Origin of the sequence: Rhizobium leguminosarum, from assembly GCF_010668065.1 — a bacterium.
GTDB lineage: Bacteria > Pseudomonadota > Alphaproteobacteria > Rhizobiales > Rhizobiaceae > Rhizobium > Rhizobium leguminosarum_S.
This window is the reverse complement of the sequence record NZ_WUEN01000005.1, coordinates 502,760-526,793: the sequence shown is the minus strand read 5'-3', so window position 1 is coordinate 526,793 and position 24,034 is coordinate 502,760. Positions and strand designations below refer to the sequence as shown.

The following is a 24,034-nucleotide window of genomic DNA, read 5'->3' as shown; positions in this document are numbered from 1 at the left end:
AAAGTCTCCGAAGCCAGTTTCTCCTGAAGGAAGGACCACATGAAGATACTCGTGCCAGTCAAACGGGTTGTCGACTACAACGTGAAGATCCGGGTGAAGCCGGACGGCACGGGTGTCGAGCTTGCCAATGTGAAGATGTCGATGAACCCGTTCGACGAGATCTCGGTGGAAGAAGCGTTGCGGCTGAAGGAAGCCGGCAAGGCCGAGGAAGTGGTCGTCGTTTCGATCGGTCCTGCCAAGGCCGAAGAGACGCTGCGCACCGCACTTGCCATGGGCGCCGACCGGGCGATCCTGGTCGAGACAGACGATGCTGTAGAACCGCTCACGGTTGCCAAGATCTTGAAGGCTGTCGCCGATGCCGAACAGCCCGGTCTGATCATCGTCGGCAAGCAGGCGATCGATGACGACAGCAACCAGACCGGCCAGATGCTGGCGGCGCTGATGGGAATTGCCCAAGCGACCTTTGCCTCGAAGATCGAGATCGGGGACGGCAAGGCTCAGGTCACCCGCGAAGTCGATGGCGGCCTGCAGACGATCGAGATCAAGCTGCCGGCGGTTGTCACCACCGACCTGCGCTTGAACGAACCGCGCTATGCCTCGTTGCCGAATATCATGAAGGCGAAGAAGAAGCCGCTCGACAAGAAGACGCCCGGCGACTTCGGCGTGTCCACCACACCGCGCCTCAAGGTATTGAAGACCGAGGAGCCGTCGGGCCGTAAGGCCGGCGTCAAGGTCAAGTCGGTCGCCGAACTGATCGACAAGCTCAAAAACGAAGCCGGCGTGCTTTAAGCCAGAACTAAGGAGCCATCATCATGACCATTCTTCTTCTGGCTGACCACGACAATGCCAACCTGTCCGATCAGACCGCCAAGGCGCTGACGGCTGCCGCAAAGATCGGCGGCGACGTGCATGTGCTGGTTGCCGGCAAGGCCGCCAAGGCTGCTGCCGATGCCGCTGCCAAGCTTGCCGGCGTCTCGAAAGTGCTGCTGGCCGAAAGCGACGAACTCGCCAACAACCTTGCCGAACCGCTCGGTGACCTGATCGTTTCGCTGGCTGGCGCCTATGACACAATCATTGCCGCCGCGACCTCCGTCGGCAAGAACGTTCTGCCGCGCGTCGCAGCCCTGCTCGACGTTGCCCAGGTCTCCGAGATCATCGAGGTGATCTCGTCCGACACCTTCAAGCGGCCGATCTATGCCGGCAACGCCATCCAGACGGTGCAGGCAACGGACGCCAAGAAGGTCATCACCGTGCGCACAGCATCCTTTGCTGCTGCGCCCGAAGGTGGCTCGGCAACGATCGAGGCGATCCCGGCGGTTTCCGATCCTGGGCTTTCGACCTTCGTCGGCGATGCGCTGTCGGCCTCCGACCGGCCGGAACTGACATCGGCCAAGATCATCATCTCCGGCGGCCGCGCACTCGGCTCGGCCGAGAAGTTCAGGGAAGTCATCCTGCCGCTTGCCGACAAGCTGGGCGCTGCCGTCGGTGCATCCAGAGCCGCCGTCGATGCCGGCTATGCGCCGAACGACTGGCAGGTCGGCCAGACCGGCAAGGTGGTGGCGCCGCAGCTCTACATTGCCTGCGGCATTTCAGGCGCCATCCAGCATCTGGCCGGCATGAAGGATTCGAAGGTCATCGTCGCCATCAACAAGGACGAGGAGGCGCCGATCTTCCAGGTCGCTGACTACGGACTGGTCGCCGATCTCTTCGATGTCTTGCCGGAATTGGAAAAGGCGCTCTGACCGCGTCAAATGCTTTTCTTTCGCACTTGCGAATGACTGGAAAATTATCTTTTATCGGGCTACTACTGCTGCCGGGCGATCCTTCGTCCGGCAGCATTGCTAGAAAAATGCGGCGGCGCGGGGGCGAACGCCGTGCGGGGGTTTGGAGATGAATGCGGTGTTGAAGAATATTGGTATTATCGGTGCCGGTCAGATGGGCTGCGGCATCGCGCATGTTTCGGCCGCCGCAGGTTATAGGGTTCACATCTACGATCTCTCGCAGGACCGCATCGAATCTGGCCTTGCCACCATCAACGGCAACCTGGCCCGCCTGGTGACGAACGGCAAGATGACCGAAGAGGAGCGCAAGTCGACCTTGTCGCTCATCACAGGCTCGTCCGATGTCAATGATCTCGCCCCCTCCGATCTCGTCATTGAGGCCGCCACCGAGGATGAAACGGTCAAGCGCAAGATCTATACCCAGGTCTGTCCGGTCCTGAAGCCGGAAGCGCTGCTTGCCACCAACACCTCTTCCCTTTCCATCACCCGGCTTGCTGCCGCCACCGACCGCCCCGAGCGCTTCATGGGCATACATTTCATGAACCCGGTGCCGGTCATGAAGTTGGTCGAACTGGTGCGCGGAATCGCCACTGACGAGAAGACCTTTTCCGCCGCCAAGGAATTCGTCGGCACGCTGGAAAAGACCATCACCGTCGCCGAGGATTTCCCGGCCTTCATCGTCAACCGCATCCTGCTGCCGATGATCAACGAAGCGATCTACACGCTCTATGAAGGCGTCGGCACGGTGGACGCCATCGATACCGCGATGAAGCTCGGCGCCAACCATCCGATGGGACCGCTGCAGCTTGCCGATTTCATCGGCCTCGACACCTGCCTCTCGATCATGCAGGTGCTGCATGATGGCCTGGCGGACTCGAAATATCGTCCCTGCCCGCTGCTGGTGAAATATGTCGAAGCCGGCTGGCTCGGACGCAAGTCCGGCCGCGGCTTCTATGACTATCGCGGTGAAGTACCGGTCCCGACGCGGTAAACGCTCGCGGCTCTACGACCCGATCGCACCCTTGATCAGAGCCTTGGCATCCTCGCTGTCCCAGGCAGCCGGACCGTTCATCGCTGAAATCAAGCATCCCTTGTCATCGATCAACAGCGTCACCGGCAGCCCCATGGCGAGGCCCTCTTTCTTCAGGCTGTTGAACACCGAAATCGTATTGTCGCGATAGAGCTGCAGCGCATCGACGCCGATCTCGGTGAGGAAGGTCTTCGGCTTCTCGTCGTCGCCGGTATCGATATTGACCGGCACGACCTGGAACCTGTCGCTGCCCATCTCCTTCTCGAGCGCGTTCAGCGCCGGCATCTCCTCGCGGCAGGGAACGCACCATGTCGCCCAGAGATTGAGAAGCACGGTCTTGCCGGCGAAATGATCGAGCGTCAGCGGCTTGCCGTCCGGCCCGTTGAACGAGACTGCGGTCAGTTTGCGCGGCTCGTAGGCGGCGACCATCGCGGCCACCTGTCCCTTCATCAGCGGCGTGAGGCTGGCGACGCGATCCCTCGCAAGCTTGCATTCGACTGATGCCGTTTCGCCGCCGCCATTGCCAATCCCCGTCTCCTTCACGTATACCGCTGCCGCACCGGCAACGACACCCGCTACGGCGGCCATCATGATCCATTTCAGGGATGGCAGCCCGAGGGGTTTTCTTGTCGTCATTTCATTCTCCTGGACATGCATCCTCAAGGCGGAAACCTTCATGGCCGACGACACCACGGACACCAAATCCTCCAACCAGATGTGGGGCGGTCGCTTCGCCTCCGGCCCGGACGCGATCATGGAGGAGATAAATGCCTCGATCGGTTTCGACAAGAAGCTATTCGCGCAGGATATCCGCGGTTCGATTGCCCATGCGACGATGCTCGCCCATCAGGGGATCATTTCCGCGGAAGATAAGGACAAGATCGTTCACGGGCTAAACACGATCCTGTCAGAAATCGAAAGCGGCAATTTCGAATTCTCGCGTCAGCTCGAAGACATCCATATGAATGTCGAGGCACGTCTGGCGACGCTGATCGGACCGGCGGCCGGCCGGTTGCACACCGCCCGCTCGCGCAATGATCAGGTGGCGCTCGACTTCCGTCTCTGGGTGAAGGAAGAGCTGCAGAAGACCGAGCGGATGCTGACCGGCCTGATTGCGGCTTTCCTCGACCGCGCCGAAGAACATGCCGAAAGCGTCATGCCGGGCTTCACCCATCTGCAGACCGCCCAGCCCGTTACCTTCGGCCATCACTGCATGGCCTATGTCGAAATGTTCGGCCGCGATCGCTCGCGCGTGCGCCACGCTATCGAGCATCTGGATGAAAGCCCGATCGGTGCCGCCGCACTTGCCGGCACCGGCTATCCGATCGACCGCCACATGACCGCCAAGGCGCTCGGTTTCCGCGAGCCGACCCGCAACTCCATCGATACGGTCTCCGACCGCGATTTCGCCATCGAATTCCTGTCGATCGCAGCGATTGCGGGCATGCACCTGTCACGCCTGGCAGAAGAGATCGTCATCTGGTCGACCCCGCAATTCGGTTTCGTGCGCCTCTCCGACGCCTTCTCGACCGGCTCGTCGATCATGCCGCAGAAGAAGAACCCGGATGCCGCCGAACTGGTGCGCGCTAAGACCGGCCGGATCAACGGCTCGCTGGTGGCGTTGCTGACGATCATGAAGGGTCTGCCGCTCGCCTATTCCAAGGACATGCAGGAAGACAAGGAACAGGTCTTCGACGCAGCCGAGAGCCTGGAACTGGCAATTGCCGCCATGACCGGCATGGTGCGCGACATGACCGTCAACACGGCGCGCATGAAGGCGGCTGCCGGCTCCGGCTATTCGACGGCGACCGATCTTGCCGACTGGCTGGTGCGCGAAGCGGGCCTCCCCTTCCGCGACGCCCATCACGTCACAGGCCGCGCCGTAGCGCTCGCCGAAAGCAAGGGCTGCGACCTTGCCGAACTACCGCTCTCCGATCTGCAGGCGATCCATGCCGCGATCACCGACAAGGTCTACGACGTGCTGACCGTCGAAGCCTCGGTCGCCAGCCGCAAGAGCTTCGGCGGCACCGCGCCGTCCGAAGTGCGCAAGCAGATCGCCTTCTGGCGCGCCCGCAACTAGGAGATACCAGGCGTGGCGAAAAGCCGCCGCGCCCTTCCTGCGGGGCGCGCAAAGACCGCCAACAATCAGGGTGCACAAGGCGAATAAACTTCGCTATGAAGATGTCCGTCATTCGATATGAATGATGTCCGTCATTCGATATGAATGATGTCCATCGTTCGGTACGAATGATGCCCATCACATGCCGCAGAAGAGGATATCCATGAAGAGCTTGCCGCACCTCGTCCGCCTGACGGCGGTTCTCGCCGTCATCGGCCTTGCCGTTGCCGGATGCGGGCGCAAGGGCGACCTCGATCCGCCGAGCGCTGCGGCAACCAAGGAAGGCGACGTGTCCAAGCCGACGAAACAGCCGGGAACCGTCGACAAGCCCTTCCTTCTCGATCCCCTTCTTTAAGGCACAAGCCCGTGAACCATTTCGAGTACCGCGACGGCGTCCTTCATGCGGAGAACGTCCCCGTTCCCGAGATCGCCAAGGCGGTCGGCACCCCTTTTTACGTCTATTCCACCGCGACACTGGAGCGCCATTACCGCGTCTTTTCGGAAGCCTTCGCCGACATGGACTCCATGGTCTGCTATGCGATGAAGGCGAATTCGAACCAGGCGGTGCTGAAGACGCTGGGCCGCCTCGGCGCCGGTATCGACGTCGTCTCCGAAGGCGAGCTGCGCCGCGCGCTTGCCGCCGATATTCCGGCGAGCCGCATCATGTTCTCAGGTGTCGGCAAGACGCCGTCCGAGATGGATTTCGCCCTCGAAGCCGGCATCTACTGCTTCAACGTCGAATCCGAGCCCGAGCTCGAGATCCTCAACCAGCGCGCCGTCAAGGCTGGCAAGAAAGCGCCGGTCTCCTTCCGCATCAACCCTGATGTCGATGCAAAGACGCATTCCAAGATCTCGACCGGCAAGAAGGAAAACAAGTTCGGCATCTCCTGGGAGCGCGCCCGCGCCATCTATGCCCATGCTGCCAGGCTGCCGGGCATCGAGGTCACCGGCATCGACATGCACATCGGCAGCCAGATCACTGAATTGCAGCCCTTCGACGATGCCTTCAAGCTGCTGCATGATCTTGTCGCGACGCTCCGCGCCGACGGCCACACCATCCATCACGTCGATATCGGCGGCGGCCTCGGCATCCCCTACAAGGACGACAACAATCCGCCGCCGCTGCCGGATGCCTATGCCGCAATCGTCAAGAACCAGCTGCGCGGCCTGGACTGCAAGATCATCACCGAACCCGGCCGCCTGATCGTCGGCAATGCCGGCATCCTTGTGACCGAAGTCCTCTATGTGAAGGATGGCGGCGAAAAGACCTTCGTCATCGTCGACGGCGCGATGAACGATCTCATCCGCCCGACGCTCTACGAGGCCTATCACGAGATTCGCCCGGTAACGATTTCTGCGGCCAACGCGCCCCGCATCCGCGCCGATGTCGTCGGCCCGGTCTGCGAGACCGGCGACTATCTGGCGCTCGACCGCGAGATGGCGATGCCGAAGCCCGGCGACCTGATGGCCGTCAGCACTGCCGGCGCCTACGGCGCGGTCCAGGCCGGCACTTATAACAGCCGCCTGCTGGTGCCCGAAGTTCTGGTCAGGGGCAGCGATTTTCATACGATTCGCCCGCGCAGAACCTATGCCGAACTGATCAGCCTCGACTCCGTTCCCGCCTGGCTCGACTGAAGCATGTCGCGCAAAAGTGCGCAGCGGTTTTGCGATCACGACATGCGTAAAACAAAGACTTAAAGCGCGCGAAGCGATCTAAAAGATCACGACGCGCTTTAAGTAGCCATCACTTTTTGGCGAACAAACGTGAAAAGCCGGTATTATCGGCCACTCGCCCTCGCCTTCGCCACAAAGAGTGTTATCCTTTCGTTCATGAGCGTATTGCCCTGCAATCGCCGGAAGCGCCCTCTGTTCCAGAACGCCAGATCGCGGAGACCGGACCGATGACAAGCCCCTCTCGGCAGAAGAAAGGTGCATTTGCGTTCCGTCCCTCGCTTGCCCGGCTGGTGACGACGAAACGCCTGCTGGCGCGCATCGTGCTGTTTTTCGAGCAGCTGCTGCCGCCTTTGATGCCGGTACTATCCGTCATCGCCTTTTATCTCTCTGCCTCCTGGTTCGGCCTCTTCCGCAGCGTGCCGGACTGGCTGCGCATCCTGCTGCTCATCGCCTTTGCTGCCGCTTTTCTCGTCTCGCTCCTCCCCTTCCGCACCCTGCGCTGGCCGAGGATCGCTGAAGCCGACCGCATGCTGGAAGAGCGCAACGGCCTGCCGCACCAGCCGGTCACCGTCCAGGAAGACGAGCCGGCCTTCGATACGCCCTTCGGCCGGGCGCTCTGGCGCGAGCACCAGACCCGCATGGCCGAAAAGATCGCGGCACTCGATGCCGGACTGCCGCGGCCTGATATTGCCGTGCATGACCGTTTCGCGCTGCGCGCCATCCCGGCGCTGCTGCTTGTCACTGCCTTCGGTTATTCGCTGTCGATCAACGGCGGCTCGATCCGCGACGCGTTGCAGGCAGCACCCGAGCAGGTGGTCAGCGATCCGGCGGTGCGCATCGACGCCTGGGTGACGCCGCCTTCCTATACCGGCCGCGCCCCGGTTTACCTGACGGCCGACGGCAGTGAGCAGGCGCCGATCGGCATTCCGCAGTTTTCAAGCCTTACTGTCCGCGTCAGCGGCGGAAAGACGGCCGAAAAGGTGGTGTACCGCAAGGCGAACGGCGAAGCGCAGGATATCGCCGTGCAGGCCGATACCAAGCCGCAGCAGACGGCAGCATCAGGCAGCGAGCAGCAGACGGCGGCACCGGCCAGCCAGGCTCTCGTTGCGCAGACGCATATGATGAAGCTTCAGGAGAACGGTGCACTCGAGGTCAATGGCCGCCGCTGGAGCTTCGACGTGCTCCCCGACAAGGCGCCGGAGATTGCCTTTAACGGTTTGCCGAAGCCCAGCGTCAACGGCGCGCTTGAAATCGGTTTCACCGTCAAGGACGATTACGGCGTCCAGGAGGCGCATGCGGAGATCGTTCCCGTCGAAACAGACCCGACCGCAACGCCGCTCTATCCGCTGCCGGAGTACCGGCTGGATGTCCCCCGCCGCAACGCCCGCGACGCCAAGGGCGTGACCAGCCGGAACCTGACCGAACATCCGCTCGCCGGCAAGCGCGTGCGCATCACCCTCGTCGCCAAGGATGCTGCCGGCCAGACCGGCCGCAGCCCGCCGCATGAGATGGTGCTGCCGTCGCGGCCCTTCAACGAGCCGCTTGCCGCGGCCGTCGCCGAGGAACGGCAGGTCTTCGCGCTCGATACGCGCAAGATGCCGCAAGCGATCGCCCTGAACGAGGCGCTGACCATCCGCCCCGAGGAGACCATCCCCAAGCTCACCAACTATCTGCTGCTCGAATCCGCCTTGACGCGCATGAAGCTCGCAAAGGGTGAGGATGCGCTGAAGGATACGGCCCAATATCTCTGGGAGATCGCCCTCGGCATGGAGGACGGCGATCTTTCGCTCGCCGAGCGCAAGCTGCGCGAAGCCCAGCAGAAGCTTGCCGACGCGCTGGACCGCAACGCTCCCGATGCGGAGATCAAGAAGCTGATGGACGAGCTGCGCAAGGCGATGCAGGACTATATGACCGAGCTTGCAGAGCGCATGCAGAACGCGCCGATGCAGCCGAACCAGAATGCGCAGAATATCCTGCGCCAGCAGGATCTGGAACGGATGATGGACCAGATCGAGAATCTTGCCCGCTCCGGCAATCGTGACGCGGCCCAGCAGATGCTGTCGGAATTGCAGCGGATGATGAACAACCTGCAGGCGGGCCGCCCGCAGCGCGGCCAGCAGGGCCAGGAAAACAGCGAAGCCCGCAAACAGATCGACAAGCTCGGCGAGATCCTGCGCGACCAGCAGAAGCTGATGGAACAGACCTTCCGGCTCGACCAGCAGCTCAGGGACCGCATGCAGCGCGGCGAGACTGACATGGGCGAAAACGATCCGCTGCTCGACGAGATGAACCCCGGAGAGAACGGCGAGCCGCAGGACCAGCAGCAGGGCCAGCAAGGCAAGGAAGGCCAGCAGCCCTCCGACCAGATGACGGCCGAGCAACTGCGCGAGGCGCTGAAACAGCTGCGCGCCCAGCAGGATGCGCTCGGCAAACAACTCGGCGAATTGCAGAAAAGCCTTGGCGAGATGGGCATGAAGCCTGGCCCGGGCTTCGGCCAGGCGAAGCGCGAGATGGAAGGCGCCGGCCGTGAACTCGGCCAGGGCCGCGGCCAGCCGGCCGTCGAGGGCCAGGGCCGCGCGCTCGAAGCACTTCGCCAGGGCGCCCGCGACATGATGAACCAGATGATGCAGGCGCAGCAGGGCCAGCAGGGTCAAGGTCCGAACGGCCAGGTGGGCCAGGGCGACCAGAACGGCCGCGACCCGCTCGGCCGGCCACGCCGGACCCAGGGACCTGAGTTCGGCGATAACGTGAAGGTGCCTGACGAAATCGACGTTCAGCGGGCGCGAGAAATCCTTGACGCGATCCGCGAAAAACTCGGCAACAATCCACCGCAGGAAATGGAACGGCGCTATCTCGAGCGGCTGTTGGACATCCAATAGGTCCTGCGTCACCGCACAATGGATCGCAGTCGCTCTAACAGAATGATTTTAGGCCGGAGCGGCCTAAAATCTAAATCCGGATCTCAATCGAGGAAGGTGAGCACCATCTCGTCCGACGATCGCTCACACCTTTCGGCATTACGCGCTACGCGACGAGCGCCCGGGCAACAGCCTTGCGGATATCGGGAAGCGCGAACGGCTTGGCAACGACATCGATGATCTTTTCGGCAAGATCGTCGGCCCGTTCGCGCTGTTCGGCATAGCCGGTCATCAGCAGGATTTTCAAGCCAGGAAAAGCGTCTTTTGCCTGATGGGCGAGTTCAATGCCGTCCATCACGGGCATGCGGATGTCTGAAAGCAGCAGATCGTAGACCCCGTCCTTGAGCTTCTCCAGCCCCTCGGCCCCATCGGCCGCCTCATCGGTCTCGTGACCATCAAGCCGCAGGGCCCGGGCCACGAAGGACCGCAGGGAGTCCTCGTCTTCCGTAATCAGAATTCTTGCCATATGTGCATCGCTCCGTATCAGCCCCGCGACGGAAATCACCAGACTTTCCTTTTCGATCGGTAAAGATGGTGAAGCGATGGACGAGATGGTTAACAACCCGTCTTGAAGGCATTACAGCGCCGCGCGTCTTTAAGACGCGCAAAGGACGCTGTAACACTTTTAATTGCTGCATAATTTTATCCTTAAATCGATTCCGATTTAAGGAATTATGCAGTAGCTCAGGCGTCCCCGGTAACCACGCCGACGAAGGGCAGTTCGCGAAAGGCATAGGCGACATCCATGCCATAGCCGACGACAAAATAGTCAGGGCATTCGAAGCCGACATAGTCGGCCTCCAGCTTTTCCTTGCGCTTGACGCGCTTGTCGAGCAGCACGGCGATCGTGACGTTGCGCGCGCCACGTTCGAAGAGCAGCTCCTTGGCAAAGAGCAGCGTCCGGCCGGATTCGAGGATATCGTCGATCAGCAGGACGTCGCGGCCATGCACGTCGCTGTCGATATCCTTGACGATGCGGACGCCCTGAGAAACCGTGCCGATGCCGTAGCTCGACAGCGTGATGAATTCGACCTCCGGGGCAAGCCCGCTATCATGCAGGGCGCGGATCAGGTCGGCAGCGAAGATGAAGGACCCCTTGAGCACGGCGATGACCAGCAGGTCCTTGGTCGGGCCACTGGCGATCTCCCGCGCCATCGAATGATTGCGCTCGGCGATCTGCTCGGCGGTGAAGAGCGGCTCGATGTTTTTTCCGCGCACGACAGGCATAAGGGCTTGCTCCATGAAAAGAAGGGTAAGCCGTTAGCACATATGCGAGCCTGAAACAGCCTCGCCGGCTATGAAATTAACGCGATTGGCGCGAGCTGCGACGCGAAAATCGGCAATCCATGTCCTGTTACGTCTGTGGCAGGAAGGAAAGCCGGACCTCCGGTATTTTTCCGCCGGCATGCTGGACGCGAGCCGAGAAGCCACGGCTCTGGCCGCCATAGATCACGTCGGCCGGCGGGTTGATGACGATGCTTGCGGTCAGCCGTTCGTCGGTCACGAGATCGGCACGGATCGGATGCACCGTCTGCGTCGTGCCGCTCTCGTTTTCGATGATGCCGTTGATGACGAGCACGCGCATGCCGTTCGCATCACGCGGCGTCACAGTGACATGGGTGAAATGCAGTGACGCTCCGGAAGTGGCTCGCTCGCCGGAGAGGCCGGAAAAACCACCCGCAAGCCCGAAGACGAGCACGACGAGCGCCAGCACCAGCGCTGCGAAGCTCCGCATCGACGCGCGCTGCAGCCAGGATTCCACGGTCTGCAGAATGGAAGCAGCCATTGCCGGCATGAACGGCGGCGGTGCGGCGTTTGCGGCAGCCATACGCTTGCGGTTGTCGTTATAGGTCCTTGCATTGAATTCCCTGGGCCGAACTTTACCGAGGGTGACGAATTCGGCGTCGGAGATATCGGCAGGACGCGCCGAGCGGTACTGACGGTTGGCGGGTTCCGGCGGCAGGAAATCATAGGCCTGGCCCGGCGTCCGGCGACTGAAGGATGCTTCCATGGTGGCTGCCTCGCAGATGTCCACATGGTTTCGCTGCCAGGGGAAATCTTGGCATTGAAACGAATCCTGCTCAGTCGTAAATTTTAATGGTTAATGCTTCGCAAAGATCGCCATCAAACGGGCGTCTTTTCAGCAAAATTTACCGGCTGTTAACGGTGTTGGTTAACAAGTCGTGCGGTGAAACCCACAACAGACTGAGCTGCCCGTTGATCCACTTCGAGAATGTCGGTTTGCGCTATGGCATGGGCCCGGAAATCCTCCGGGACCTGACGTTCGACATTCCGAAGAAATCCTTTCAGTTCCTGACGGGTCCATCGGGCGCCGGCAAGACGTCGCTGCTGCGGATGCTTTTCATGTCGCTGCAGCCGACGCGCGGGTTGATCCGCATGTTCGGGCGCGACATTTCCGAAATCCCCCGCCCCGAACTGCCGCTTCTGCGCCGCCGCGTCGGCATCGTCTTCCAGGATTTCCGCCTCCTCGACCATCTTACCACCTATGAGAATGTCGCTTTGCCCTTACGGGTGCGTGGCAAGGATGAAAGCTCCTACAAGACCGACGTCCTGGAACTTTTGAAATGGGTCGGCCTCGGCGAACGCATCAACGTGCTGCCGCCCGTACTCTCCGGCGGCGAGAAGCAGCGCGCCGCAATCGCCCGGGCGTTGATGGATCGGCCGGAAGTGCTGCTGGCCGACGAGCCGACCGGCAACGTGGACCCGCCGATGGCCAAGCGCCTGCTCAACCTTTTCCTCGAGCTGAACCGCCTCGGCACAGCGGTCGTGATCGCCACGCATGACCTGGCGCTGATGGAACAGGTAGAAGCCCGCCGCATGATCCTCTCAGAGGGGCATCTCGATATCTATGACTGAGCCCCCGTCCAGAAACCCCGAGAAGGCGTCTGCCAAGACCCAGCAGAAGCGGCCGGAATTGCGCGTGCGCCCGACCGCACCGATCCTGCCGCCTTCCAACATCCAGGGCAGCGCCTTGATGGTGGTGATATCGATCATGGCCTTTCTCGCCTGCCTGACGCTCGGCGGCGTCAGCATGGTGCGCTCGACGGCGGCAAGCTGGGAGAGCCAGATCTCGCGCGAGATCACCATCCAGATCAAGCCGGACGACAATCTCGACATGGAAAAGGCGCTGACCCAGGCGCGCGATCTCGCGCTGACCTTCGTCGGCACCAAGAGCGGCCAGATCGTCGACGAGGCGGCGACCGCTCGCCTGCTCGAACCGTGGCTCGGCCCCGGTCTCGATCTCAAGGATCTGCCCGTTCCCCGCCTCGTCATCATCACCATCGACGAGAGCAATCCGCCGGATTTCGATTCGATGCGGGCGCTGCTGAAGGACAGTATCCCGCAGGCCACCCTCGACGATCACCGCACCTGGGTCGACCGGCTGGTATCCATGGCGCACACGACTGTCATGATCGGCACTGGCATCCTGCTCCTGGTTTTCACGGCGATGGTGCTCACTGTCGTCTTCGCCACGCGCGGCGCGTTGTCGGGCAACCGTCACGTCGTCGAGGTGCTGCATTTCGTCGGCGCCGAAAGCTCCTTCGTCGCCACCGAATTCCAGAAGCATTTCCTGAAGATCAGCCTCAAGGGCTCGGCGATCGGCAGCGCGCTTGCCGCTCTCTTCTTCGCCACCGCCGGTTTCTGGCAAAGCCGCACCCTCGCCACTCCCGAAACGGACCAGGCGACCGCGCTCTTCGGCACCTTCTCCGTCGGCGTGCTCGGTTATGCCGGCATCTTCGCAACGATGATTGTCATCGCGCTCCTCACCACCTTCACCGCGCGGCTGACCGTCATGCGGACGATCTACGAAATCGATACGCTACGCTCGGACCCGACACGCACCGACGGCATCGGAAGTTGAACGTGACCGTGCCGTTTTGCCATGAAAGCGTCTGTTCCGCGCCGCAATCAGCGTATAATCACGATTCATGACGATGGGACACACGACACCCAACCCGATTCATCAGGACCCGGAGCTTGATCGCCCGGCGGGTCTGCCGCCGCGGCGTGGGCCGATCCGCCGCCTGCTGCGCTGGGGCGGCTTTGGCTGCCTGCTGGTAATCGCCCTGGTGTTCGGCGGCTTTCTGCGTTTTGCCGATTCGGTGACGACACTCAGGCCGCCGGCCGAGCCTAAAGCGGATGCCATTGTGGTATTGACGGGTGGTTACCAGCGCATCGACCAGGCCGTGGAGCTGCTGCAGAAGGGTGCCGGCAAGCGCCTGCTCATTTCCGGCGCCCACCCGACGACGACACCGGCACAGATCCGCAAGATGACGCAGGGTTCGGCCGATCTCTTCTCCTGCTGTGTCGATATCGGCTATGATGCAATCGACACGATCGGCAATGCCGAGGAAGCTTCGAACTGGATCCACGCCAAGGGATACCGCAGCGTTCTGATCGTCACCAACAACTACCACATGCCGCGAAGCCTCGCCGAGCTCTCCTATGTCGATCCCGACATCGAGTTCATCGCTTATCCCGTGGTCAACTCGGATTTGAAGAGCCGCAACTGGTTCACCGACCCGAATGCGATGCGCGTCATGCTGGCCGAATATGTGAAAGTGCTGCTGACTGGCGCCCGCAACATCACCGGCTTCGGCCGCCACACCGGCTTGCGCTCGGCAAGTGCGTCCGGCCAAGAATAGAGCGCCGCGCTTCGATAGGACGTGCAAGGACGGTCCATCCTTTGAAAGTTGCGCATAATCCCTTGCGAAAATCGATTCCGACTTTCGGGGTCATGCGCTAGGCTTTTAGTTAAGGCGTCATCAAATGCTTTTTATGGCGGGCAATATCGTGTAGGCCGGTCGCGTGAGCATGCCTCGGGAAAGTTTCATGATCGCCCTGCGTTCCGTTCTCTTCAACACGATCTTCTACGCCAACCTCATCATCCGGATGATTGTGCTCTCGCCCTACTATTTCGTGGTGCCGCGCAAGATCGCCTATGCGATCCCGAAGAACTGGGCGCGCTCCAACCACTGGCTGATGCGGGTGATCGTCGGCACCACCTTCGAGATCGAGGGCCTGGAGAACCTGCCTGACGGCAGTTACATCCTGGCGCCGAAGCATCAGTCCTTCTGGGATACCTACGCACTGCTGCCCTGGCTGAAGGATCCGGTTTATATCCTGAAGCGCGAACTGATGTGGATTCCGCTCTTCGGCTGGTATGCGAAGAAACAGCGCATGATCCCGGTCGATCGCGGCGCCCGCGGCAAGGTGATGGTGGAAGTGCTGAAACGCACGAAGGAAGAGCTGTCGACCGGCCGCCAGCTCATCATCTATCCCGAGGGCACCCGCCGCCCGCCGGGCGCGGAGCCGCTCTATAAATACGGCATCGCCCGCATGTACCGCGATCTTAACCTCCCCGTCGTGCCGGTCGCCATGCATCCCGGCCTCTTCTGGCCGCGGCGGAGCATTCGTCGCTATCCCGGCCATTTCAAGGTGAGGATCCTGCCACCGATCATGCCGGGAATGGATCCGGACGCCTTTTTTACCCATCTGATCGAGGTATCGGAGCGGGCAAGCGACGAGCTTCTGCTCGAGACCATCGCGCAAAATCCGCATCTGCCGCTCCCGCCGACAGCGGTCGAAAGGCTGGTCGAGCTGCGCAAGCTGAACGCGGCAACTGGCTGAGATCAGGCGGCGCGTAGCCGCCCCACTTCGTTGACGACCTGCTCCAGCCAATGGTCGCGAATACCCATCTGCTTCAGATGCGTCAGCGTGTTGAAGACATAGGCGTCATTCGGACCAGACTGGCCTTTTGCTTCGTTCACCACGCGCGCCGCCGCAAGCGCATCAAGTGCGCCGGCATATTGTTCATGCTCGCGGTCGATGATGTAGGTGACCGCCTCCACCCGGCGCCGGCCGGAAAGCTGCAGCCGCACCCGGCGCTCCAGGTAGACATTGGTGACCAGCTCGCGGGCGCGGAGATAATCGATCACCTCATCCCATTTTTCCGCAGAAATGCGGAAAGCCATGCCGCGGCAGGCGCCACCCCTGTCGAGGCCGAGAACCAGGCCCGGATTATCGCGGGTGCCGCGATGGACAAAGGAGCGGACGCAGAGCGAACGCCTGTAGCCGTAGACCAGGGCCTCTGCCCGCTCCATGAACTCGAAGCCCGGATTCCACATCAGCGAACCGTAGCCAAATACCCAAAATTCGTCCATATCGCACGCCAGACCGGGAATCACATTTGCGATTCACCATTGGAGAACATCATGGCAGCGTCAAGCCAATCCGGCAGCAGCCAATCCGGCAGCGGTAAGAAATTCTGGTTGCTGGGTGGAGGCGTCCTCCTGGTGATTGCGCTTTATACCGGCGGCTGGTTCTATGCGGCGTCGGCGCTGAAGACCACGGTGCTGAAAGCGATCGCGCCGCGCGACCAGGCAGGCGTCAGCGGCGAATGCTCCAATATCGAATTCCGCGGCTATCCCTTCCGTATCGGCCTGTTCTGCTCCAAGATCGACGTGGACGACAATGTCAACGGCGTCTCCGCCACCTTCGGCGCGCTGCGCTCGGCAGCACAGGTCTATGCGCCCGGCGATATCGTCTGGGAACTCGATTCGCCGGCAGAGATCCGCACCAGCAACGGCCTTTCGATCTCGGCCCAATGGACGAACCTGCAGGCGAGCCTTGCAACCAGGCTGCAGGGCGTCGACCGCAGCTCGACCGTCATCGAGGGTCTGAAGGCGATGGCCGTCTCCTCCTACACCGGCCAGACCATGAGCTTCGATGCCGCTCGCACCGAAATCCATCTGCGCCAGAACGGTGCCGATCTCGACGGTGCGATCTCCGTGCAGGACGCCAACACGGCGATCAAAGACTGGCCGCAGATCTTCCCCAAATTCTCGGCGAGCATCGATCTGACCGTCGCCGGTAAGGCCGGCCTGATCGACGGCAGCGACCGGAACGGCCTCAATGGTGCCACCGGCGACCTGCGCCGCATCGTCGCCGACATCGGCGACGGCAAGGTGATGACACTGACCGGCCCCTTCTCCTTCGACGAGCAGGGCTTCCTTTCGGGAAAATTCAAGCTGGAGATCGAACAACTCGGCCCTTGGGGCGACAGTCTGAAACAGGCCTTTCCGGATATCGCCTCGACCGTCAACACGGCAACCAAGCTCTTGAAGGCACTTGCCGGCGGCGGCGACAAGGTCTCCGTCGATCTCGTCGTCGATCGCGGCAATGCCACCGTCAGCGGTTTCATCCCGCTCGGCCGGATTCCGCCGATCTGATGCATCTCCCCCAAAAGTGTCCAGCGGTCTTGGGATAACGGGATGCATAGGAAAGGCCTGAAGCGCCTCGCATGATTCCGGCTCGACGCGAGGCGCTTCAGGCGATTTGCTTAATGAAAAAGACTTCCGGCACCGATTGCAGGCCGGGCAATTCGATCGCGCCGGTTTCGGAAAATCCGTTGCGGCGATGCCAGTCCTGAGGCCGGCTTTCGTCGCATTCGCTCGACGTCATCAGCAGGCGGGCGCCGTCGTCGCGCATGGCCTCTTCCCAGGCGAGAAACAGCGCCGTTCCAACGCCAGACCGGCGGTGGCCGGGCAGAACGCGGATCATTTCCATATAGGGAACCCTGCCCCAGAAGCGGGAGAAACGCAGGAAGCCGACAATCTCGCCGGCCTCCCTGGCAACCAGATATTCACCGAGCGCGACGCAGCGCGATACCCACGCTTCACCGGCGCTGGCATCCGCGCGCACCAGCCAGTCGATATCCGCCTGGCCGGCACGTGCCACCTCCACCATCGCCGCGGCTACTTCTTGTCCAGCGCATGGCGGCCGAAATCCGGCGCGTCGACATCCTGGCCAGCCTGGACGATCGAACGGCGGATGGCGCGTGTGCGGGTGAAGAGTTCGAAAATCTTGTCGCCCTCACCCCAGCGGATGGCGCGCTGCAAATAGGCGAGATCCTCCGAGAACCGCGCCAGCATTTCGAGGATCGCGTCGCGATTGTGCAGGCAGACGTCGCGCCACATCGTCGGGTCGGAGGCAGCAAGGCGGGTGAAATCGCGAAAGCCGGAGGCGGAATATTTGATGACTTCCGATTCCGTCACCGTCTCCAGATCGTCGGCCGTGCCGACGATATTGTAGGCGATGATATGCGGCAGGTGTGAGACGATGGCGAGCACCTTGTCGTGATGCTCGGCATCCATCTCGTCGACCTTCGAGCCCAGCGTTTCCCAGAAGCTGCGAAGCCGCTTCAACGCTGTCTCATCGGTGCCGGCGACCGGCGTGAAAATGCACCAGCGGCCTTCGAAGAGGCCGGGAAAGCCGGCATCCGGGCCGGATTTCTCGGTGCCGGCCAGCGGATGGCCGGGGATAAAATGCACATTATCAGGCATATGCGGCAGCATCTGCGCAATGACAGAAGCCTTGGTCGAACCGACATCGGTGACGATGGCCCCGGGCTTCAGGCTTGCCGAAATCTCCTTCGCTACACTTTCCGAAGCGCCGACCGGCACCGAGACGATCACCAGATCGGCATCCTTGACGGCATCCTGCGAAGACGTCGTGTAGCGGTCGCCGAGGCCGAGCTCTTCCGCGCGCTTCAGCGTATCGGGGCTGCGTGTGGCGACGACGATCTCCCTTGCAAGACCAAGCCGCCTGATGTCATAGGCGAGCGACGATCCGATCAGGCCGATGCCGATCAGCGCGATACGATCGAACTGCACGCTCATGGCTGATGACCCATGAATTCGGTGAGCGCGGCAATCACGCCGCGATTTGCCTCCTCGGGGCCGATGCTCATGCGCAGCGCATTGGCGAAGCCATAACCGCGCACGGCGCGCAGGATGTAACCGCGGCTCGTCAGCAAATCGTCGGCATCCGCGGCGCGCTTGCCGTCGATCTCGGGGAAATGGATGAGGACGAAATTGGCGACGGACGGCGTCACCTTCAGGCCGATCGCTTCGAGCGCCTGGGTGAGCGTCTCCACCCACATCTGGTTGAAAGAGACCGCCTGCTGGATGAAGGCCTGGTCGCGGATGGCAGCGGCGGCGGCCGCGATTGCCGGTGCGTTCAAGTTGAACGGCGCGCGCACGCGGTTCAACGCGTCGACGATCTCGGCGGGCGCATACATCCAGCCGACGCGCAGCGCCGCAAGACCATAGGCCTTCGAGAAGGTGCGGGTCATCACCACGTTGGCATTGGAGGATACGACCTCGATGCCGGCTTCATAATCATTGCGGCGCACATATTCGGCATAGGCGGCATCGAGCACCAGGACGACATGTTTCGGCAGTCCGGCCTGCAGGCGGCGGATTTCGCTGACGGAAACATAGGTGCCTGTGGGATTGCCGGGATTGGCGATGAAGACGATCTTCGTCTTCTCCGTCACCGCGGCAAGGATCGCATCGACATCAACTGTATAGTCTTTCTCCTTGACGACAACGGGCGTAGCGCCCGCGCCCAGGATCTGGATCTTGTAGACGAGGAAGCCGTGCTCGGTGATGATGCCCTCGTCGCCGGCGCCAAGATAGACATGGCAGAGCAGGCCGAGCAGCTCGTCGGACCCGTTGCCGCAGAGAATGTTTGCCGGATTGAGACCGTGCACGGCGGCGATCGCCTCGCGCAGTTCGATCGCCTGCCCGTCAGGATAACGCCCCAGATTATCGGCAACCGTCTTGAAGGCCTCGATTGCCTTCGGGCTGGCGCCGAGCGGCGTTTCGTTGGACGAAAGCTTGTAGACGCGGGCAACACCCGGCGCATGTTCCTTGCCCGGCACATAGGCTGCGATATCGAGAATACCGGGACGCGGAACGGGCTTGCTCATCTCAACGCTCATGGGTTCGACCTTGGAATTGCCGGTAAATCCGGGCTGAAAAACACCAAGTGGCATTAAAGCGGAATGCGATTGTTGTCGAGAGCCATGGGCGTGACACAAGCAGTTGGGGAACGCCGGGAGCGACGCTACCTCCTGCATAATTCCTTAAATCGGAATCGATTTAAGAATAAAATTATGCAGCATTCAAAGTGCTACAGCGTCCTTTGCGCGTCTTAAAAGACGCGCAAAGGACGCTGTCGTGCGTGTGGTCGGTACGCCATGGGGTGCGAGAACCGGCACAAAGACGCGGCGGGAGGCCCGCGCCGCAACCGGCAGCCCCTGATAGAGCCGCTTCTGCGCTTCGACGATGATGACGCCTGAGAAGGCCGGCCAAAGCGTTCGGCCGATCCGCTCGAAGGCGCGCCGCAGGCGCAGGATGGTTCTGAGCTTCGAGGGCGGGAAGAACAGCGCTTCAGCCGTCGCGCCCGGCGTGAAATTCGTCTCGCGCAGCAGATTTGTCAGCTGACCGCGGGAATAGGGCCGGCCCGAACCGAAGGGCGTATGCTCCATGCGTGCCCAGACGCCGCGCCGGTTCGGCACGACGATGACCAGCCGTCCACCCGGCGCCAGCACCCGCCAGAGCTCCTTTAGAGTCTCGCGCGGGCTTTCGGCAAATTCCAGCGAATGCACCATCAGTACCCGGTCGATCGAGGAGTCCGGCAGCGGCAGTTCCTCATCGAAGACAAGCGCCGTCGTCGAGAGCGAGCCCATCGGCCAATTCACCGCTCCCTGCCCGGCCGGCATGAAGGCGAAGGTGCGTTCGGTATCGGCCTGGAAGCGATCGAGGAAGGGCACGGCATAACCGAGACCGACCAGACGCTCCTGCGGCAGCCGCACCCAGAGCGAGGACAGCGCCATGGCGATCGACTGCTCGGCAAGACGTCCGAGCTCGGAATGATAGAACTGGCGTAAGTCGACGATATCGGCGTGCATTGCGACAAATGTTATCAGCGGGCGGTTGGACTTCAAGGCCGGAACCTCTACATTTCCGCGAGACTCCTGTGATAAGGGATTATTGAACGATGAAACCTTTGGAATTAGACGTTTTTCTCTGCCGCACCGACAATTTCGGCGTTCTCGTGCACGATCCGGAGACAGGCTTTACCGCGGCGATCGATGCGCCGGAGGAGGCGCCGATTCTGGAAGCGGCGACACGTCGCGGCTGGAAAATCACCCATATCTTCACCACTCATCATCACACCGACCATGTCACAGCCAACCTGGCGCTGAAGGAACAGTTCGGCTGCGAGATCATCGGCCCGATCAACGAGGCCGTTGCCATTCCCGGTCTCGATCGGACGATGGGCGATGGCGACAGCTTCCTTTTTGGCGACCACGCGGTCAACGTCATCGAGACGCCCGGCCACACCGCCGGCCACATCTGCTATCACTTCGTCGATGACAAGCTGCTGTTTGCCGCCGACACGCTGTTTGCGCTCGGCTGCGGCCGGCTGTTCGAACGCCCGGCCGCCGATATGTGGCATTCCCTGCAGAAACTCGCCGTGCTGCCCGATGAGACCGCCATCTATTTCGGCCATGAATACACATTGTCCAATGCCCGCTTCGCGCTGACCGTCGACCCCGACAACGAGCGACTGAAGAACCGCGCCGCAGAGATCGAGGCCTTGCGCGCCGACGGCAAATTCACCATCCCGACGACGCTGGGGCTGGAAAAGGAAACCAATCCTTTTCTGCGCGCTGCCGATCCGGCGATCCGCCGCAATCTGCTGATGGAAGGCAAGACCAACGAGGAAGTCTTTGCAGAGATCCGCAAGCGCAAGGACCATTTCTGATGTCGCCTGAGGACATTATCCGCGAACTCGGCATGCAGCCGCATCCCGAAGGTGGCTGGTACGTGCAGACATTTCGCGATACGGCAGGCGGAGAACGCGGCTACTCGACAGCAATCTATTATCTGCTCACCAAGGGGCAGCGTTCGCACTGGCATCGCGTCCATGACGCCGCCGAGGTCTGGCATTATTACGCCGGCGCGCCGCTCTCGCTGCACCGGTCGGAAGACGGAACGGCAAGCGAGACCCTGACGCTCGGAACGAATCTCCCTGCCGGCGAGCGGCCGCAGGCAATCATTCCCGCCAATTGGTGGCAATCGGCCGAAACCCTTGGTGATTTCACCCTGGTCGGCTGCACCGTCTCGCCCGGCTTCGAATTTTCGAGCTTCGAGATGGCGCCGGCCGGTTGGAAGCCCGGCGGCTAGAGCATGATGCCGAAAAGTGTGAGCGGTTTTCGGGCAACATCATGCTCCACTATCTAATTTAGAACAGGATGATTTTAGGCCAACCGGGGCCCAAATTCATCCTGTTCTAAGGCCTACTCCGCCGCTGCAGGCTGTGCCTGGCGCTTGCGGCGGAACATGTCCTGGGCGGCGAGCACCGCCCCGCCGGTGACGAGCAGGCAGGCAAGAGCAATGCGCCAGCTCGGCTCGGCAAATCCGAACAGCACCAGAATAAGCGTCGAAAGCAGAGGTGCTGCATAACTTGCCGCGCCGAGGATCTGAATGTCGCCGTTCTTGACGCCATAGTCCCAGACGTAGAAGGCAGCCCCGACCGGAAAGAGGCCGAGCCCGATGACGGCGACCCATTCGAAGCCGGTTTCCGGCCAGACTGTCGTCTCCAGGCCGAGATGGCAGAAGAGCGACAGGATGGAGGTCGCAAGGCAGAAGCCGGTGACGACATCCGTGGAGACGGCGTTAAAACGCCGCGTCAGCAGCGAATAGCCGGACCACGTGAAAGCGCTGAGAAAGGCCGCCCCGTAACCAACGGCATAGGCGCCGTCGAAATCGATGCCGTTGCGGCCAACGATCAGGAAGGTGCCGCAAAGCCCGGCAACCGCACCCGCCAAGTGATACCATCGCAGCCGTTCGCCCGGCAGCAGCGCCGAACCGACGACGATCAACAGCGGCCAGAGATAGGCGACAAGCCCCGCCTCCACCGCCGGCGCGTTCCGGAGCGCCGTGAAATAGAGGAAATGATAGCCGAACAGCCCAGCAATACCTGTCACCCAGACCTTGGCCGGCTGCTTCAGCAGCGCCAGCCGCGAAGGGTTGAGGATAAACACGACGAGACCGGGAATGCTGCCGATCGCAAAGCAGATGGTCGAAAGCTGGAACGGCGGCATCTTGCCGGAGGCGGCCGTCAACAGCGCCAGGAACGACCACATCAGGATCGCCGTAAAACCGATCAACGTCGCGCGAAGCTTCACCTGTCCCCCCTTCACGGAGGCAGAAGCCCCGTCAGCTGTTGCTGCCGTATTTGACGGCAGTGATCGTCACCATTCCATATTCGGTTGGAATGCGCACATAGACAGGAGCGTATACATTTGCCGCGTCCGACTTGGCAAACCAGATTTCCATCCGGTTACTCTTGCTGAGATAGTCGATGTCCTTGCGGCCCTTCTTGTAGCCCGAGCGCGGTACGAAGCGCACGCTGCAGACGGTCGCCTTGCCCTTGAAGCCATTGGTGGAAAAATCCTCGTCGCCCTTCGGCGAGAGCACCAGATCCATGCGAGTCTCGCCGTCGAAGATCGGCAGGGTCTGCGAGCAGACCTTGGTATCGCCGGTGAAGACCAGGCCGGAGATCGGGTCGAGCACCGAGCGCATGTCGCGCGGCGTGACGTCGATCCAGTTCTTCGGACGCTTCGGCATCGGTGTGGTCGTCGCCGAGATGATGTTGCCGTTGCGGTAGCTGACCTCGTAGAAGCGGGCCTTCCGCTTGCCGCTCTTGTAGTAGAGAGAGTATTTTTGCGCCTGCAATCTGTCATTGCGAACGACGCCAGTGACGCTGGTCTTGGCCGAAATCGTCGTGACGAGATCTGCAAGACCGGCGGAATTGATGTCGCCGGCGATCTTGTAGCTGTGATCGTCCTCGATCTGCGTCAGGAACGCGGCGCGCGCGATCGGCAGGCCGGCGAGCGCCACCCGGTATTCCGTCCGATGCTGGATTTCGGCCGCCGATGCCGGTATGGCAAGAAGTGCGGCGATGGCCGAAATGAAAATCCGTCTGCCCGAATGAGCCATGGAAAAAAGCCTTGTCTTGCTGCGCGCTGGCAGGCCCTTGCTGAGCGCTCTATACTCCTGCCGCGAAGGGAAGAAAACAGCAGCTTTTTGACAGAATTGCGGGAAAGGCCAAGGTTTGGCTTGACGCGAGCAGCCTGTCTGACTATAGAACCGCAACTTTCCAATCATGCCCGTTGGATTGCGCGCCTGGCTTTGCCGGGAATGGCAATTCGATGGCCCGAGAAAAACAAGAATAGGTGTTCCATGTCCCGCGTGTGCGAATTGACCGGCAAGGCCGTCCTGACTGGTAACAATGTCAGCCATGCCAACAACAAGACCAAGCGCCGGTTCCTGCCGAACCTGTGCCAGGTAACGCTGATTTCCGACGCTCTCAACCAGCGTTACCGTCTTCGCGTTTCGGCTGCCGCTCTTCGCACTGTCGAGCATCGTGGCGGCCTCGATGCCTTCCTGCTGAAGGCCAGCGAGAACGAACTGTCGATGCGCGCGCGCCTGCTGCGCCGTCAGATCGCCAAGAAGACCGCTGAAGCCGCTGCTGCGTAAGCTTCTGCCCTTCCTTCATACGGCTTCAAAAGGCTTGAACGGATAATACCGGACAAGCCTTTTGCTTTGCCGGTTTGCTCCTCCAACTGGTG

The 24,034-nt window shown here is 61.5% G+C and carries 26 protein-coding genes; 15 read left to right on the top strand and 11 right to left on the bottom strand.

Going from position 1 to position 24,034, the window contains the following annotated elements; all coding sequences use genetic code 11:
* Positions 1–39 precede the first annotated feature (39 nt).
* The 3 genes from GR198_RS17780 (at position 40) to GR198_RS17770 (ending at position 2,772) form a co-directional block, all read left to right on the top strand.
* Positions 40–789 carry an electron transfer flavoprotein subunit beta/FixA family protein gene (locus tag GR198_RS17780; RefSeq protein ID WP_164069334.1) on the top strand — a complete coding sequence of 250 codons (750 nt, stop codon included), beginning with the start codon at positions 40–42 and terminating at the stop codon, positions 787–789.
* 23 nt (positions 790–812) lie between these two features.
* The gene (locus GR198_RS17775; protein ID WP_029871098.1) at positions 813–1,742 is read left to right on the top strand and encodes an electron transfer flavoprotein subunit alpha/FixB family protein; all 930 of its coding nucleotides are present in this window, start codon (positions 813–815) and stop codon (positions 1,740–1,742) included.
* 148 nt (positions 1,743–1,890) lie between these two features.
* On the top strand, positions 1,891–2,772 hold the full coding sequence (locus GR198_RS17770; RefSeq protein ID WP_003543296.1) for a 3-hydroxybutyryl-CoA dehydrogenase: 882 nt from the start codon (positions 1,891–1,893) through the stop codon (positions 2,770–2,772).
* Positions 2,773–2,784: 12 nt separating this feature from the next.
* Here the strand turns inward: GR198_RS17770 and tlpA are convergent, their stop codons facing one another.
* On the bottom strand, positions 2,785–3,447 hold the full coding sequence (gene tlpA, locus GR198_RS17765; protein WP_164069333.1) for a thiol:disulfide interchange protein TlpA: 663 nt from the start codon (positions 3,445–3,447) through the stop codon (positions 2,785–2,787).
* A gap of 40 nt (positions 3,448–3,487) precedes the next feature.
* Here tlpA and argH point away from each other — a divergent pair, with 40 nt between their 5' ends.
* The 4 genes from argH (at position 3,488) to GR198_RS17745 (ending at position 9,483) form a co-directional block, all read left to right on the top strand.
* Positions 3,488–4,891 (top strand): argininosuccinate lyase, encoded by a 1,404-nt coding sequence (argH, locus tag GR198_RS17760; protein WP_164026826.1) that lies wholly within the window; start codon positions 3,488–3,490, stop codon positions 4,889–4,891.
* A 181-nt stretch (positions 4,892–5,072) separates the two neighbouring features.
* Complete coding sequence (lptM, locus tag GR198_RS17755) at positions 5,073–5,285, top strand: LPS translocon maturation chaperone LptM (protein WP_029871095.1); 213 nt, start codon at positions 5,073–5,075, stop codon at positions 5,283–5,285.
* An 11-nt stretch (positions 5,286–5,296) separates the two neighbouring features.
* A complete protein-coding gene (gene lysA, locus GR198_RS17750; RefSeq protein WP_164069332.1) occupies positions 5,297–6,565 on the top strand; it encodes a diaminopimelate decarboxylase in 1,269 nt (422 codons plus the stop codon).
* A 266-nt stretch (positions 6,566–6,831) separates the two neighbouring features.
* Positions 6,832–9,483, top strand: a complete 2,652-nt coding sequence (locus GR198_RS17745) for a TIGR02302 family protein (protein ID WP_164069331.1) — start codon at positions 6,832–6,834, stop codon at positions 9,481–9,483.
* 145 nt (positions 9,484–9,628) lie between these two features.
* On the opposite strand, the gene GR198_RS17740 is transcribed toward GR198_RS17745, so the two are convergent.
* The 3 genes from GR198_RS17740 to GR198_RS17730 form a co-directional block, all read right to left on the bottom strand.
* The gene (locus GR198_RS17740) at positions 9,629–9,988 is read right to left on the bottom strand and encodes a response regulator (RefSeq protein WP_003543311.1); all 360 of its coding nucleotides are present in this window, start codon (positions 9,986–9,988) and stop codon (positions 9,629–9,631) included.
* Between the two features lie 218 nt (positions 9,989–10,206).
* Positions 10,207–10,749: a hypoxanthine phosphoribosyltransferase gene (hpt, locus tag GR198_RS17735; protein ID WP_003543314.1), complete on the bottom strand. Its 543-nt coding sequence runs from the start codon at positions 10,747–10,749 to the stop codon at positions 10,207–10,209.
* A 127-nt stretch (positions 10,750–10,876) separates the two neighbouring features.
* On the bottom strand, positions 10,877–11,533 hold the full coding sequence (locus tag GR198_RS17730) for a membrane protein (protein ID WP_029871092.1): 657 nt from the start codon (positions 11,531–11,533) through the stop codon (positions 10,877–10,879).
* Between the two features lie 206 nt (positions 11,534–11,739).
* On the opposite strand from GR198_RS17730, the gene ftsE reads away from it, so the two are divergent.
* From ftsE to GR198_RS17710, 4 genes are all read left to right on the top strand, one after another.
* Positions 11,740–12,399: a cell division ATP-binding protein FtsE gene (gene ftsE / locus GR198_RS17725; RefSeq protein WP_003543317.1), complete on the top strand. Its 660-nt coding sequence runs from the start codon at positions 11,740–11,742 to the stop codon at positions 12,397–12,399.
* Positions 12,392–13,405: a cell division protein FtsX gene (locus tag GR198_RS17720; protein ID WP_003543319.1), complete on the top strand. Its 1,014-nt coding sequence runs from the start codon at positions 12,392–12,394 to the stop codon at positions 13,403–13,405. Before ftsE ends, GR198_RS17720 begins: the two co-directional genes overlap by 8 nt.
* A 73-nt stretch (positions 13,406–13,478) precedes the next feature.
* Complete coding sequence (locus GR198_RS17715; RefSeq protein WP_138331697.1) at positions 13,479–14,189, top strand: YdcF family protein; 711 nt, start codon at positions 13,479–13,481, stop codon at positions 14,187–14,189.
* A gap of 187 nt (positions 14,190–14,376) precedes the next feature.
* A complete protein-coding gene (locus tag GR198_RS17710) occupies positions 14,377–15,174 on the top strand; it encodes a lysophospholipid acyltransferase family protein (RefSeq protein WP_164069330.1) in 798 nt (265 codons plus the stop codon).
* Between the two features lie 2 nt (positions 15,175–15,176).
* Here the strand turns inward: GR198_RS17710 and GR198_RS17705 are convergent, their stop codons facing one another.
* Entirely contained in the window at positions 15,177–15,707 is a 531-nt protein-coding gene (locus GR198_RS17705; protein ID WP_164069329.1) for a gamma-glutamylcyclotransferase, read from the bottom strand.
* Between the two features lie 51 nt (positions 15,708–15,758).
* Here GR198_RS17705 and GR198_RS17700 point away from each other — a divergent pair, with 51 nt between their 5' ends.
* Positions 15,759–16,775, top strand: a complete 1,017-nt coding sequence (locus GR198_RS17700) for a DUF2125 domain-containing protein (protein ID WP_164069328.1) — start codon at positions 15,759–15,761, stop codon at positions 16,773–16,775.
* Between the two features lie 97 nt (positions 16,776–16,872).
* Here GR198_RS17700 and GR198_RS17695 read toward each other — a convergent pair whose 3' ends face one another.
* The 4 genes from GR198_RS17695 to GR198_RS17680 all read right to left on the bottom strand — a co-directional run bounded on the left by GR198_RS17695 (position 16,873) and on the right by GR198_RS17680 (position 20,338).
* Positions 16,873–17,292 carry a GNAT family N-acetyltransferase gene (locus GR198_RS17695; RefSeq protein WP_164069327.1) on the bottom strand — a complete coding sequence of 140 codons (420 nt, stop codon included), beginning with the start codon at positions 17,290–17,292 and terminating at the stop codon, positions 16,873–16,875.
* Positions 17,293–17,300: 8 nt separating this feature from the next.
* Complete coding sequence (locus GR198_RS17690) at positions 17,301–18,224, bottom strand: prephenate/arogenate dehydrogenase family protein (protein WP_164048682.1); 924 nt, start codon at positions 18,222–18,224, stop codon at positions 17,301–17,303.
* Entirely contained in the window at positions 18,221–19,318 is a 1,098-nt protein-coding gene (gene hisC, locus GR198_RS17685; protein WP_171600146.1) for a histidinol-phosphate transaminase, read from the bottom strand. Before hisC ends, GR198_RS17690 begins: the two co-directional genes overlap by 4 nt.
* Before the next feature lie 195 nt (positions 19,319–19,513).
* Positions 19,514–20,338, bottom strand: coding sequence for a class I SAM-dependent methyltransferase (locus GR198_RS17680; protein ID WP_164069326.1), 825 nt, complete (start codon positions 20,336–20,338; stop codon positions 19,514–19,516).
* Between the two features lie 53 nt (positions 20,339–20,391).
* On the opposite strand from GR198_RS17680, the gene gloB reads away from it, so the two are divergent.
* Both gloB and GR198_RS17670 read left to right on the top strand, forming a co-directional pair.
* Positions 20,392–21,162, top strand: coding sequence for a hydroxyacylglutathione hydrolase (gene gloB / locus GR198_RS17675; RefSeq protein ID WP_131644457.1), 771 nt, complete (start codon positions 20,392–20,394; stop codon positions 21,160–21,162).
* Entirely contained in the window at positions 21,162–21,584 is a 423-nt protein-coding gene (locus GR198_RS17670) for a cupin domain-containing protein (protein WP_131644458.1), read from the top strand. Before gloB ends, GR198_RS17670 begins: the two co-directional genes overlap by 1 nt.
* A 113-nt stretch (positions 21,585–21,697) precedes the next feature.
* On the opposite strand, the gene yddG is transcribed toward GR198_RS17670, so the two are convergent.
* Entirely contained in the window at positions 21,698–22,588 is an 891-nt protein-coding gene (gene yddG / locus GR198_RS17665) for an aromatic amino acid exporter YddG (protein ID WP_131644459.1), read from the bottom strand.
* 31 nt (positions 22,589–22,619) lie between these two features.
* The gene (locus GR198_RS17660; RefSeq protein WP_029871080.1) at positions 22,620–23,402 is read right to left on the bottom strand and encodes a DUF3108 domain-containing protein; all 783 of its coding nucleotides are present in this window, start codon (positions 23,400–23,402) and stop codon (positions 22,620–22,622) included.
* A gap of 243 nt (positions 23,403–23,645) precedes the next feature.
* On the opposite strand from GR198_RS17660, the gene rpmB reads away from it, so the two are divergent.
* Entirely contained in the window at positions 23,646–23,942 is a 297-nt protein-coding gene (gene rpmB / locus GR198_RS17655) for a 50S ribosomal protein L28 (RefSeq protein WP_003543341.1), read from the top strand.
* Positions 23,943–24,034: the final 92 nt, after the last annotated feature.